Below are 12,911 nucleotides of genomic sequence, written 5' to 3' on the forward strand. Positions count from 1 at the left end.
ATTTGTTCATGAGTCACGTTGTAAAGTGTCTTTAGATTCCGTTCCTGCAAACGGTAGTTGAGAACGATGAAGCCTTTCGTTTTCCATGCCAGCTTCTGATCCCGCAAATATGTGAGCTGGTCGTACATGAGCGGATGAGTCGCCTCAAGGGGATCGATCGGCGCGCGCAAAAGATAGTAAGTAAGCGAAACTTTGTTATCCCCCAGCGTGTTTAACGCTCTATCGATTGCCGGATAATTTACCGGGCATAGATGCGGATCCCACCATGAATTGAGCGAATAGATCCTGAAGAAGTCGTGACGATCCGTTATGAGCGTGCCGCTGCTTTGGTCATACGAGATCAGCGGCCACTTCTGGTACAGGGGCTGGTTTCGAGTACTTTTTACACGGATCGCTTTGCACTGCTGTGTTTTGGGCATCGATTGTAACTTAGCAGGGACTTGAAGAGGACTGCCTGCCCCGGTCGGGAAAAGCGTGTGTGGATTATCCGTTGCGCATTGTCCAAAAACCCGCCCGGGCGGCAACATGTTGCAGAGAGCCTCTTCTGCTCTGACCGACTGCACTTGAACGTTGCATCCCAGATATCTCAGGTGCGACAGAAAATAACTGAGCTCAGTGTATTTTGCTGCTGAGTATAAGAACGTCGTGCTATGACGGAAGCATTTGGCGATATCAGGTAGCTTGAGCTCTTGATTGGTCGCGTGATAAATGTTCCGCGTCTGATCGAGCAACGTTTCCGCAAAAGTCTGATCGATGCGATCCAGCGAGACCACGCACCAAAAATCTCCGTCAAACTTCCACAGGTTCTGCCAAAACCCGGTTGAGTAAGGCGCATCCAGTACGGAAATCACATAGAACGGAAAAGTTTGGAAGTGTGAATCTTTGCCGGTGGTTAGCAACTGGATTTCCCCATTGGACTGAAATTGCAGAACCTTGTCGATTGTGAAGTGCTCGAAATCAACGATGTGTGACGAATAGATGAATCCGGCAAAGCAACGGAGCGAGTCGCCTGTAACAGTATTGGACAGCAGACTTTTGTAACGATTAGCAAGTGCAGTAATTTCTGACTCGCGCTTCATGACGTAGTCTTCAAGAACTCTGGTGAATTTTTTCTTCCGCATTGTGCCCGGCCCCAGGGAGATGGGCCCGATGGTGGTTAACACCGCATGCGTATATGTACGTCCATCTATGAGATTCGCATAGAGGCTCACGCGGAGTTTTCCATTTAATTCCCCAAGTAGCGCCTGGAACTCACCTGCGCACTGTTCGCTGTCTCTTAAAGCGAATACTTTTGCGTAGTGATAATCCTGCGTCAGGAATCCGTTTCCATTGGGAACATCTGCAATATCCCAGACCTGATCGAGCGATACGTGTCGTAGAGTCATCGGCTATCTCTTTCGCACCAAACGTGGTTGGGCGAGATACAATAGGGTTGTTTCAAGAAAATGCGGCTCTACGGTGTCGGCGGCCCTGCAGATGAAGTAACCGACAACAAATCCGAATAGCGAGAGCCAGCCGGGTAAGATGTAATGCGCGGGAACATACAGCAGCGCAATGAACCAGATTTCAACCGCACTTAATCCCAGAATTCGCAGTCCATCGGAAAGCGATCGATTGTGTTCGGCGCTTCGCATTGTTGCAGGGCCTCCTTATCCCAATAACGTTGTTTAGCCAACCAGTCCGCTGAGCCAGGTGTAGATGGTGTCTGCATTGAGTGCAATCACTACGCCAGCCAGCGCTCCAATCGCCCAGGGAATCGCATCCCGCTGTCCGGACAACACTTTGATCCCGGCCCAGATGAAGACGATCACGCCGATAATAGGTATGAGTAACTTGAAATCGGCGAGAATATCGGCAAGGGCCTGGCCGATGTTGTACAGCGGAGAGTTTCCGGAGCTCTGTGCGAAGGCGGCCGAATGAAAGCCAAACACCAATGTGAGAACTAACACCGCCAGCATTTTGGTTCGCGTTTCATGCTTGAACCACTTTGCTATTTTCATTTTTTCACCTCTGATAAATTGCCGTCATCATTTGATTGCTGTGGAGGTTTCTTTCTCAAGAAGGGTCGCAGCAGCAAAGGTTTTCGCCTGTTGCCTTCCGGCTCGGTGATCAGAAAAACCAGAATCAAAAAAGCTGCAATGGTCTGTCCCGGTGCAAATACCAGAAGACTGATCAGCACGGCCGCTGCGGCGCCGTATGCGATGTATTCCTTCATGTCAAATCCTCCGCCGCAGCCTTTATCAACAAACGTGCCAGGACTCTTATCGAGGAGATGAAGGGCTTGGAATGTATGTGATGTCGAAAACTATTGCATTCAGGGCGAAATTATTTCGACTCGTCTTGCTTCCTTCATTGCTTATGCTTGACGTAACGCATAACACATGCTTACGTGGAGATTGTTGGTTATCATTAGGTGAACCACCATGACAATCACCGCTATTCACCCTGGGGAGCATCTGGCAGAGGAGCTCAAAGAGTTAAGGAGAGTGCTGCAGAGTTGGCGCGTCAGCTCGATGTGCCTACGAACAGAATTACCGAAATCCTGAATGGACAGTGGGCGATTTTCACAACGTGAAATTGGAACATCCAGGCATTCAAGGAATAGTCGTATTCAAATGCCGAATGAGAGACTTGCAAGAGAGAGCTTCTTTCAGGAGCTGGTCTGTTATATTGGAACCGGTCAGAACAAGTACGACAACCTGATTTTGAATCGTTTCCCGGAGTTGAACGGCGGCTGCAAGCGCAGCAGCACCGGATGGTTCTGTAAGAATGTGAGCCTCGAGCGCGAGATCCCTCACCGCACGAAGAATCTCTTCATCCGATACAGTGATGGTATCCTCCACAAAAGCAATTAACATTCTCAACGATAGCTCGGCCGGCACACGGCAGACCAGACCATCCGCAATCGTATTACACGGCAGAGACACGCTTCGTTTCATTCGAAAACTTTGCGCCATGGCCGGAGCCCCTTCCGATTGAACGGCAATTACTTTTGCATTTGGATGCAGCGATTTCATCGCGATCGCGATTCCTGAAGCGAGTGACCCGCTCCCCATCGGAACAAGGACATAATCCACTTTCTTCAGACTCTGGCCGATTTCCAACCCGATCGTTCCTGCCCCTTCGATGACTCCTTTGCTTTCACCGTCATCAATCATTAGAAAATGATTCTCTTTAGCGTATTGAATCGCGAGCAACTTTGCTTCATCCAGGTCCTCCCCTCTTTCAAAAATGGAACCGCCGAAGAATTGGATCATCCTTCGTTTGACCGGATTGGCGCGATTCGGCAAAAAAATAAAACTGGGTTTGCCAATCAAGCGCGCTGCATAAGCGACCCCAAGGCCATGATTTCCCGTGGAAGATGTGACGACTCCTTTCACTGATGGATTTCTGATGATCTCAGCCAGTGCGCCGCGCAGTTTGAAAGAGCTGATCGGGGTGAATGTTTCATTCTTCAACCATATCGTGCTCTTCAGAAATGCGGACAGAATGTGAGATTCGGTCAGCGGTGTCGGACTGATCCAGAATGAAATGTCCTGTGCGGTTTTCTGAATTCCTTCAAACGAGGGATCGCCCATCATTCTTCATCGAAATAGAATTTTCTAACCGCAATAGGATCGAATCAACTCTATAAACGCATGTTGGCACAAAAGCACATCTTCTGACAGGACGTACTCTTCGGTGCTGTGAAGTCCGGCTCCGGTTGGTCCGAATACGACCGAGTCAATATGAACTTCCGCCAGAATTGCTGCGTCGGTCCAGTAGGTCGCGCCACCGGTTCGCGTAGTTTTACCAAGGCGTTTTACGATCGATTCCAGTGTGCGCGGCAGCTCATGTTCTGCAGGGATTTCATACGCTGAACGTCCGAACAATAGTTTTGCAGACCCTTCAAATTCCGGATCTTCTTTTCGCAACGCATCCAGAATCTCATTCAGTTCCTCAAGCGCAAGGGAAATCGGTTCGGTTGTAAGAAGTCTGCGCTCCAGTTGCAGCGAGCAATGATCCGGATAGGTGCTCAACTCTCTTCCGCCCCGAACAAATGATGCGTGCAGTGAGCCGGTGCCGAGTAAAGGGTGTGGCTGCCGTGTTTGAATCGTGTGATCCAGGTGCTCTAGTTTCGCAAGCACACGACCCATCCTGAGAATCGCATCTCGTCCGTCATTCGGCCGGCTTCCATGGGCAGCTCTGCCGGCAACATCCACATCCACCCACGCAAAACCTTTGTGCCCAACCACAATCAACAAATCCGTTGGTTCCGGAACTACTGCTGCATCGGCTCCCCATTTCTTTGTCAGCGCTTCCGCTCCAACACTTGCGTATTCTTCATCTGATACGGCGGCAATGATCAATCGGCCTGAAGAAAGACCTCCGTTTTCTGCGATTGCTTTTGCCGCGCCGATCATCGCTGCGAGTCCGCCCTTCATGTCCTGAGCGCCGCGGCCATAAATTCGGTCGTTACGGCGGATTGGATCAAACGGCGCCTCCATTCCTTGCACGCCAACCGTGTCCGTATGACCACAAAACATCAAAGTGCGCCCCGGTTTTCTTCCTTCCAGGATTCCGATCACGTTCGGACGGCCGGGAGCCGCCTCCTGCCATTCAACTTCGATTCCACTTTTGCGAAGAGTTGATGCTACCGCATCAGCAATATCCTTTTCTCCGGCACCATCCGGTACCAATGACGGGTTAATCGAGTTGATTGAAATCAAATCGCAAAGCAATCGCAACGTTTGATGATCCATAGGTTCCTCATTACAATGATCGCATCTGACTTGATTTTAGGATTGGACTTGATTTGCGTTTTTGGAAAGGAATGATCTCGGAGATTATTGCACATCCGCAGTTTGCCTCCGTGTTACTGCTCAATCAATGAAGAACCCTTTTGGATCGCCGAAATTCATATGGGGCTCTTGCTCGAGATACTATGCTTTACGCCTCCCCAAGCCTGGCAAATTGAAGGAGCTCGAAAGGAGTCAAGTAAAGTTAACGGTCGTCGATTCAGATAAATCACAATTAAGGAATTCTATGGGATCAATGAGAAGTTTTCATTGGATCGAGTTATGACGGATTCTTTATATTAATTGACAAAGATTGGCTATGAAGGATCGACATGAAAATGTGCTTATCTTTGCTGCAGTTTGTGCAGTCGTATTTTTTGTGGAACTTCCGGCTCATAAGGATAGACGGAGCCTGAATTCTGACCCAAGCGGTCTAAAAGTTCAGAAATGCTGCGCGCCAAACGATATTGGTGGTTTGCGTTGGACAAAGATTGCTCATTGTTGGATCAAAACGGACAAATATGAAGCTGGAATGGGCCACTTGGTGGAGGTGTTCAGGTTGACCGGTGTTTTGCAACTGTCAGGACGCAAATAACGGATCACACGAGCGGAGCCAAGAAACGTAAGGGGACGAAATGTTGGGATGTTGAGGATGTCGACGAAAAGTGTGTAAATAAAGCCATTGCAATTGGTAGCGGTCCTCACGGCCATGGAACTCCCACCGGTTTCTGGTGCCCGCCCATTAACGATTGCCACACCGTTGCCGAAAGAATTATTTCAAGATGTGGAACTAATTCGAATTGTCCTGTCTGCCGTGGCGATGAACCAAATCCAATGCCAAACACGACAATGCCTGGTGGCAATCGCAATTTCTAACTTTGAATGACACGACAGTATGAATTGATTACTCTAAACTTGAAATGGAAATCTTGGTTTTCTTTTTGGCAATTGCGTTAGCATTTGCAGCTTACAAAGTCATCCGATGGAATGCACGTCTCGTAGCATTCAATGTGAAGTCCGATCGACAGCGGAAATTTTATATCGTGTTGTTTCTTCTTTTGGGAATTGCCGCTGGAGTCTTTTTTTCGGGCTTGATCTACTCTACTTCAGAGAAAACCAAAATAATGGGTTTTCCGATTCCAGCCGCAGGTTGGGAACGATGGGGTAGCGGTTGGGTTGATTTCGTGGGGACCATAACGTTTCCTATCACCACTGCCAACTTCTTTTTTTGGGTGTTGACAGTTCAACTTTTTGCTGCCCTTGTTCTCCGGGCAAACAAAAGGCCCCGACACCGCCGGGCAAGAGGCCAGTAACCGCCTAGAAGTTCGAAGGCTCTCCTTAAGTTTTTAGAAACAGTTATTCCCGTAAACGTGGGTTACACAAGATGATTGTTGCACCGGAACAAAACATTCACCTCCTCACAGCCGAAGAACGGTAACCTGAAACTTGCCTATAGAACAAAATAGGGACGGATGTTCATCGGTGACCGTCGTAAGGTTTCTTTATGCACTCTATTTTCAACACGCGACGCACTCAAATAAACGTGGTGACAGCGATTTGGCATTCATACTGAAGTCCAGGAACGACTTGACTACCGCCATGTCACACAGGTTGTTATGCTTGATTTCAGGATTAGATTTGCGTTTCTGGAAGGGCATGATCTCGGAGATCAGGACTTCATTTCTTTTCGATGGCAGGTTATCGACTCCTGGCTGTTTTGCGTCGGTGTGATATCGGTAGCCAGTCTCCAAAACTGTTTCGAGCTTCGGTCTCGGACATCTTCCTGGCTGCCTCCCGGATCGTCACAGGCACCCATCGTGGGAAGGGTGTTGTCACAAGCTTATGCGCTCCCGAAGCTGTGTGCTTCTCACGAATTGCGATGAGCGTCCCGGGCTCGAGTCTATCCGCCAAACGAACCAGCGCCGGCCAGAGGCGGCGATGAACAAAGGTAATCTTGCCATCTATGAGTCGGCAAACTAGAACATCAGAAGAATCGCGTATGGCTCGTGTGGCGCGAAAAATATCTCGCCCTTTCTGGTGCCCCCACCAGCTGCCCCGGATCAACTCTCCAGCGATGGCGTCCGCGAGAGAAGGAACCGGACCACGGCCGCTCTCAAGCACAACGCCATGTTCCTCTACAAAGGCAAACGCCTTCCGGATCGATGAGTCATCTTGCTGCATGTCTGCGACTTGCCTAGCGTTCCTTACTGCTCGATCAATGAACAAGCCTTTTGGATCGGCGGAATTCATACGGGGTGAATCCCGTCAAGGATTTAAAAACGCGGATGAAATGGCTTTGATCGTAGAAGCCCGCTTCCAGGGCGATATCAAGAATTTCTCGATCAGAATGAAGCAACTGAGTGGTGCACCATTCGACTCTCAACCGGCGGACATATTCGCCGGCAGTAATTCCATAGTGACGCCGAAATGCTCTTGCCAGGTGAGCCGGATGGACACCCGCGACTCCGGCCACAGTCAATAGTGTCAATCCATTCTTGAAATTGTCATGGAGAAATTCTTTCGCTTTTGATAACCAGGAAGGAATTCTGTTGGGTACATGGAACGCAGAAGCCTTACAAGCTTCATACATCATTTCTAATACGAGTCCTTCCATTCCAAGGATCGAAGCACCATCCTGAGCCCGGAATTCCTTATAAAGCTTCATCGCTAATGCGCTCAGAATCCCGCCTGGAAAACATTCGGTCCGGAGGAAAATCGAAACAGATGGAATCTCCTGAATCAGATTTAACAAATCCTGTTTTAACTCAACGATTAAAGTTCGTGCTCCCTGACTGCCGTATCGATTGGAGTGAATTTCGCCACCCGGTTTCATTAGAACTGTCGCGACCTGGCATTCATGACATTCGTTCTGTGTCGCTTCAAGGAAGGAGCCTTCAAGAACGCATGAAATGCTTGCTCTTTCGTGACTGTGCGGTTGAAGAGTCAGTCCTGCTGCGTGCTTTGTTTCTGTAATAATCAGATGCCCGTTACTCGAGCTCCTTAAAAGAGCACCGAGCGTGATTGGGCTATGCCTTTGCTCTGACATATCATGCTTTCAATACTTTCATTCGAGAAGGCACGGCACGTTCGGCCAATAGCTCTATGAAATCCATATAATAGGATGGAATAGGCTGGTTCTTTTTGATTACAGCAGACCATTCGCGATACACACCTTTCTTTGTCAACCGGACAGCCTTCAGGTTTCCCGACTTTATATAAGGAGCAACCGCCCACCGAGCAAGCACGGAAATTCCAATTTCCGCGCTCACCATCTCTATGATCGCCTCCGTTAACATAACCGGATAGATTTTTCGGGGTGTAATATTGTTCGGAGCAAGGATCTTCTGGAATACAAGATTGGTTTCAAGAGGAATTGCATAGAGGATTAGATTCTCACCTGCCAGATTCTGAGCCGTGACATAGGGAGCCGAAGCGAGCGGATGTGCTTTCGGTACCACGACAACGAGCTCATCTTCAAACAACGGAAAGTACGACAGATCACGGTCCGGTAACTTGGAATACGCGACAGCGAGATCCAGTTTGCCTTCCATCAAAGCTTTTACCGGAGCGTCCGTGGCTTCCAACACGATACGAACTTCCACTCCGGGATACTTGGAGTAAAAAGGTCTCAACAACAGCGGCAACCAGTGGTAACACGTATTACACTGAGTGCTGATTCTAAGAACTCCCTGTTCCCCCTTTCCGATTTTTCGAACCTCCTGCTCGGCATGAGAAAGCTCCTCCAGCACATGCCGGGCCGTGAGGAGCACTCTTTCACCGGCTTCGGTTAGAACCATTTTTTTCTTCAAGCGCAAAAAAAGAGGAGTGTCCAGGCGGTCCTCAATTTCTTTAAGCTGATGGCTCAAAGCGGATTGCGTCAGATGAAGACGGCCGGCAGCACGCGTCATCCCCCCTTCCGTTGCGATTGCCTCTATAAGTTTTAGATGCCGTACTTCCAGGTCCATTGATGTCATGATAGCATATAATTAATCTTAGGGCAACCATTAGATTTGTTCATGCTATTTGTTGGCAGAAACTATTTACGCAGAACCAGAATCAAACCACTCATACAAAGCAAAGCTCCCAATCCATTGATCCAGGAGATTCTCTCGTGAAAAAACAGAGCCCCTGCCGGGAAAAGAAGTAAAGAAGTTACAACATACGTAAAAAGCGCGCCTGTACTGATCTGCCAGCCCGCGCGATAAGCCAGCAAATATCCGATTTCCACTGCAAAAATAGAGATTCCGACAGCAACACTTCCCCAATTGAGTTGTTGAATGGACTCTCGGAAGCTCAGTTGTGAGCCATCGAAGGGCAAACTAATGGCCGTTATGGCGATCGAAATCGTGTATGTAATCAGAAGTGATACGAAAGGACTGGTTGCTGAGGGAATGGATTTCTGCGCAACGTGATAGAGAACGTTTCCAAGGACTGTTAGTATAATTGCGAAGTACCACATGTTTTCGGGGGATCGTGACCGCCTCAAAGAATAAGGACAGTACAAATCAGGAATCAAATGATTTTTGGTCATCGTTTCGATGAACATGGATCATTCCTGTTCGTTTCGGTGAATAGGCTCTGAATCTCCCAAGTAGTTCGATAGCCAGTCAAGAACATGCGGCCATCCGTACAGATGAGCTTCATAGCCTGCAGCATCCAATGAAAATCCAGAATGAACCAGTCGCAGCATCGCGCCGTCCGGAACGGGATCCAGCGAAATCTGCACTTTTGTTGTTGCCATTGGCTGCCAGCTTGGATTCCATGTAAAAGCCAGTCTGCGTGGCCGATCAAATTCCAGCACGATGCCATGCACTTGAAATGGCTTCCCCTGGACTCCAAGTGCATTCATGCTCCAGTTTCCCCCTCGCCGGCGATCCATCTGAAATTCCGTGACCTGATAGAAATCTGGAGAGCGCCACCACAACTTCACGATTTCCGGATCGGTCAAACTGTCAAAGATCAGATCCGGTTCGCAGCGAATGAAAAGTTGAAGATCAACCACTTTTTCAGGCACGGGATCTCCGTTTTAATGTTTTCCTACAGCCTTCCTTTTTGTTTCAAGATGCTTTTTCAGATTTTGCAAACTCTGTTCCCAGAAGTGTCTGTATTGATCCAGCCACTGGTTGGCAAGTCGCAACGGCCGAGGCTCCATTCGATAGATTCTTTTTTTTCCGATTTCCTCGTATTGGACCAGTCCGGCATTTCTTAATATCCGGAGATGCTTTGAGATCGCCGGCCGGCTGATCGGGAACTCTTCACTCAGCAAAGCAACATGAGTAGCTCGAAGCGCTATGCGTTCCAGAATGGCGCGACGTGTTGGATCGGAGAGCGCGCGAAAAACAAGCGTTGTCTTGTCCGTCTGCGATGGCATTGTATCTTGACTCATAGTAACCATATGGTTACCATAATGCAAGTGGAGGATTCGATGAAAACCCAACTTAGTGAATTGCGGCAGCTGCCTGAGGTCTTGCGACAAATCTTGAACGAATCAGATCCGCGATTTTGGAAAACTCGACCTTCGGGAGGCGGTTTTTGCCTGATCGAACAGATTTGCCATCTTCGTGATCTTGAAACGGAAGGATATCTGTTACGAATTCAAAGACTTCTGCAGGAGGATTGTCCGGAGCTTGCAGAATTTGATGGGACGAAGATTGCAAGCGAAAGAAATTACATAGCCGAGGACCCGGCTGCCGCCCTTTCCGCGTTTCAACAAAGCCGTTCTTCCTTCATTGCACTCCTTTCCAATCTGCATCCGGAACAATTCCAGCGCAAAGGACGCTTCGGCGAATTCGGGATCATCACAATCGAGAATCTCGTAGAAATGATGCTGGAGCATGATCGAAGTCATCGAGAAGAACTGGATAGTCTGCTTAAAGAATGGAAATAGCTTTTGCGGGGACCTGGTCTCATATCATGAACAAGATTCATTGATTTTATTCTAAATATCAATTGGACTCATGCCTTCTTTATCGCTAGGATAAAGGCGTGGACGAACAGTTTGCAGCCAGAGAATGGGAAACCTTGACCACGCCGTCCGTCAGTGACGCGCTGGATCGTCTCGGTATCCATGGTCAATGTTTGGGAATCGTGGCTGCGGCCCCTGACTTGAGAGCCTTCGGTCCCGCCTTCACTGTCAGAATGAATCCCATTTCTGTGGCGGGGAAAACCGTGGGGGACTATATCGATGATGTGCCGCCAGGTTCTGTTATCGTGATCGATAATGCCGGACGACAGGACGTAACGGTGTGGGGAGATCTATTAACCGTAACAGCAATTCGTCGTGGAGTTGCCGGAACAGTCATTCACGGAGCGTTCCGCGACGTGGACCAGATTTTAAAACTTAGCTATCCGATTTTTTCACGAACCTGGTACATGCGAACAGGCAAGGATCGTGTCGCGGCCGACCATTTCATGGTTCCTGTATCACTTGGGGACGTCAGAGTAGAACCGGAGGATTGGATCTTTGCGGATGGAAATGGAGTCGTCGTTATTCCTCAACCCCTCAAAGGGCAAGTTCTTCAGATCGCGACGGAGATAGAAATGGTGGAAGAACAAATCCGCAAAGCGGTAGAGAATGGACAAAGACTGGACGACGCACGGAAACAGCATGGTTATTTCAAGCTTCAACGGAGAACCAGCACCTCATCCTGATCGGAATATGATTCGGCCGGATCCCGAACTGATCGAAAGAGCGCTCCATTTCTCATCGGTTACACTGTATGAAGCTGCAGAGCATCCGATTGCTCTGCCCGGTGCAATCAAGCCTCTTGAAAAAAGATTTCAAATCTGCGGACCGGTCGTAACGGTTTATTCGCCGCATGATGATAATTTGTGGCTCCACCGTGCCATCTATCAGGCTGAAATGGGGGACATCCTTTTGGTTGACACGGGAGGCTCCTACGAAACAGGTTATTGGGGTGAGATCATGACCAGCGCAGCCAAGTATCGCGGGATTGGTGGATTAGTACTCGATGGATGCGCCAGAGATGGCAATAGTCTGGAAGATTTAAATTTCCCCATTTTCTCCAGAGGGCTGCGAATCCGGTCCACAACGAAGAATCAAGACGCGCGCGGATTCATCAAACGTCCCATTTATTTAGGAGGATGTGAGATTCAAGCGGGCGATCTGGTACGTGGAGATTGTGACGGTGTGGTTGTTTTGCCTCAATCCCGAATCCAGGAGATTCTCGCTGCAGCAGAGCAAAGAGCGGATCGCGAAAGAGAATGGTTAGAACGGCTGAAGGCCGGCGCAACGACGCTTGAACTTCTACAACTACAATGAACTCCGGTACGGAGTCTTATTTGAAGGTGGATGACTGTGTTCTATTCAGCTGCAATCGTTTCACAGATTCCGAAACGTCGACGTTGCTCTTGCTTCATGGAATGGGAGATTCCGGCCTCGCGTTTCGTGAAGTGTTTGAGTCTCCTGATTTCAAGGAGTGGAATCTTCTCGTTCCGGACTTTCCCGGGTACGGTAGAAGTTCTTCTTCGAAAGATTATTCATTTCAGATCCAGATCGCCCGGCTGTGGCGGTTGATTGAACATTTTCAAATTCGATCCTTTGTTGTTGTCGGACATTCGATGGGAGGTGTGCTTGCCACACTGCTTTGCCAATCGGATCAGAACGCACGAATTTCAAAACTTGTAAACATAGAAGGGAACCTGACTCCAGCCGATCTTTTCTTTTCAAACGCTGCGGTCGCCGCTCAGGCGTCAGGACGCTTCCTGGAATGGTTTAATGAATCCTTTCGCAAGGAGGAAATCTATCATCATCTGGGCAGTTGCTACGAATCTTGCCGCAGATACTTTGCTTCGCTGAGTTTCTCGCGTCCGGAAGCATTTCTTGCCAATGCAAAAGAACTGGTGGGCTTAACAGCTGCGAATAATGGCGATACCGAAATCGGAGAGCTTTATTCTTCAGTTTCTATCCCAAAAGTTTACTTCTATGGAACCAAGAGTGTGACTTCTGAATCGCTGCGCTATTTAGAACGAAAAGGATTACAGTCGAAAGGACTTGCTGGTTGCTTCCACTGGCCGATGATTGAACGTCAGAAGGAATTCTATACCCTGCTTCATAATTTCGTTCGGTGAGAGATCGCAGGATTGTCCGACCTGTTTATGTTGGACCATGCC

18 protein-coding genes and 1 pseudogene are annotated in these 12,911 nt (G+C 48.7%); 7 read left to right on the plus strand and 12 right to left on the minus strand.

All coding sequences use genetic code 11. The features are described from left to right. The 4 genes from L0156_11925 to L0156_11940 all read right to left on the minus strand — a co-directional run. Positions 1-1,385 (minus strand): hypothetical protein (locus L0156_11925; GenBank protein ID MCI0603707.1); only part of this gene is annotated, 1,385 nt, incomplete at its 3' end. Positions 1,386-1,388: 3 nt separating this feature from the next. Beyond that, positions 1,389-1,634, minus strand: a complete 246-nt coding sequence (locus tag L0156_11930) for a hypothetical protein (protein ID MCI0603708.1) — start codon at positions 1,632-1,634, stop codon at positions 1,389-1,391. 33 nt (positions 1,635-1,667) lie between these two features. After that, entirely contained in the window at positions 1,668-2,000 is a 333-nt protein-coding gene (locus L0156_11935) for a TrbC/VirB2 family protein (protein ID MCI0603709.1), read from the minus strand. Then, positions 1,997-2,215, minus strand: a complete 219-nt coding sequence (locus L0156_11940; protein MCI0603710.1) for a hypothetical protein — start codon at positions 2,213-2,215, stop codon at positions 1,997-1,999. The genes L0156_11935 and L0156_11940 overlap by 4 nt, the downstream gene beginning before the upstream one ends. 208 nt (positions 2,216-2,423) lie before the next feature. On the opposite strand from L0156_11940, the pseudogene L0156_11945 reads away from it, so the two are divergent. Further along, a pseudogene (locus L0156_11945) lies at positions 2,424-2,554 on the plus strand (addiction module antidote protein, HigA family). 40 nt (positions 2,555-2,594) lie between these two features. On the opposite strand, the gene L0156_11950 reads toward L0156_11945, so the two are convergent. Then, positions 2,595-3,581 (minus strand): threonine/serine dehydratase, encoded by a 987-nt coding sequence (locus L0156_11950; protein MCI0603711.1) that lies wholly within the window; start codon positions 3,579-3,581, stop codon positions 2,595-2,597. 21 nt (positions 3,582-3,602) lie between these two features. Continuing rightward, a complete protein-coding gene (locus tag L0156_11955) occupies positions 3,603-4,742 on the minus strand; it encodes a M20/M25/M40 family metallo-hydrolase (protein MCI0603712.1) in 1,140 nt (379 codons plus the stop codon). Between the two features lie 355 nt (positions 4,743-5,097). On the opposite strand from L0156_11955, the gene L0156_11960 reads away from it, so the two are divergent. After that, complete coding sequence (locus tag L0156_11960; GenBank protein MCI0603713.1) at positions 5,098-5,373, plus strand: hypothetical protein; 276 nt, start codon at positions 5,098-5,100, stop codon at positions 5,371-5,373. 325 nt (positions 5,374-5,698) lie between these two features. Then, the gene (locus L0156_11965; protein ID MCI0603714.1) at positions 5,699-6,091 is read left to right on the plus strand and encodes a hypothetical protein; all 393 of its coding nucleotides are present in this window, start codon (positions 5,699-5,701) and stop codon (positions 6,089-6,091) included. Positions 6,092-6,476: 385 nt separating this feature from the next. Here the strand turns inward: L0156_11965 and L0156_11970 are convergent, their stop codons facing one another. From L0156_11970 to L0156_11995, 6 genes are all read right to left on the minus strand, one after another. After that, complete coding sequence (locus L0156_11970) at positions 6,477-6,959, minus strand: hypothetical protein (GenBank protein ID MCI0603715.1); 483 nt, start codon at positions 6,957-6,959, stop codon at positions 6,477-6,479. A gap of 34 nt (positions 6,960-6,993) precedes the next feature. After that, positions 6,994-7,824, minus strand: a complete 831-nt coding sequence (locus L0156_11975) for an AraC family transcriptional regulator (GenBank protein MCI0603716.1) — start codon at positions 7,822-7,824, stop codon at positions 6,994-6,996. 1 nt (position 7,825) lies between these two features. Further along, the gene (locus L0156_11980) at positions 7,826-8,743 is read right to left on the minus strand and encodes a LysR family transcriptional regulator (protein ID MCI0603717.1); all 918 of its coding nucleotides are present in this window, start codon (positions 8,741-8,743) and stop codon (positions 7,826-7,828) included. A 71-nt stretch (positions 8,744-8,814) separates the two neighbouring features. Then, positions 8,815-9,324, minus strand: a complete 510-nt coding sequence (locus L0156_11985) for a hypothetical protein (GenBank protein MCI0603718.1) — start codon at positions 9,322-9,324, stop codon at positions 8,815-8,817. A gap of 3 nt (positions 9,325-9,327) precedes the next feature. Continuing rightward, on the minus strand, positions 9,328-9,792 hold the full coding sequence (locus L0156_11990; GenBank protein MCI0603719.1) for an SRPBCC domain-containing protein: 465 nt from the start codon (positions 9,790-9,792) through the stop codon (positions 9,328-9,330). Positions 9,793-9,804: 12 nt separating this feature from the next. Further along, positions 9,805-10,164 carry a metalloregulator ArsR/SmtB family transcription factor gene (locus L0156_11995; protein ID MCI0603720.1) on the minus strand — a complete coding sequence of 120 codons (360 nt, stop codon included), beginning with the start codon at positions 10,162-10,164 and terminating at the stop codon, positions 9,805-9,807. Positions 10,165-10,203: 39 nt separating this feature from the next. Here L0156_11995 and L0156_12000 point away from each other — a divergent pair, with 39 nt between their 5' ends. The 4 genes from L0156_12000 to L0156_12015 all read left to right on the plus strand — a co-directional run bounded on the left by L0156_12000 (position 10,204) and on the right by L0156_12015 (position 12,869). Then, complete coding sequence (locus L0156_12000; protein MCI0603721.1) at positions 10,204-10,665, plus strand: DinB family protein; 462 nt, start codon at positions 10,204-10,206, stop codon at positions 10,663-10,665. A gap of 98 nt (positions 10,666-10,763) precedes the next feature. Further along, positions 10,764-11,429: an RraA family protein gene (locus L0156_12005; protein ID MCI0603722.1), complete on the plus strand. Its 666-nt coding sequence runs from the start codon at positions 10,764-10,766 to the stop codon at positions 11,427-11,429. Further along, positions 11,353-12,060, plus strand: coding sequence for an RraA family protein (locus tag L0156_12010; GenBank protein ID MCI0603723.1), 708 nt, complete (start codon positions 11,353-11,355; stop codon positions 12,058-12,060). Before L0156_12005 ends, L0156_12010 begins: the two co-directional genes overlap by 77 nt. Then, entirely contained in the window at positions 12,057-12,869 is an 813-nt protein-coding gene (locus L0156_12015) for an alpha/beta hydrolase (protein ID MCI0603724.1), read from the plus strand. Before L0156_12010 ends, L0156_12015 begins: the two co-directional genes overlap by 4 nt. Positions 12,870-12,911 lie beyond the last annotated feature (42 nt).

This window comes from bacterium, assembly GCA_022616075.1.
In the GTDB taxonomy this organism is placed as follows: domain Bacteria; phylum Acidobacteriota; class HRBIN11; order JAKEFK01; family JAKEFK01; genus JAKEFK01.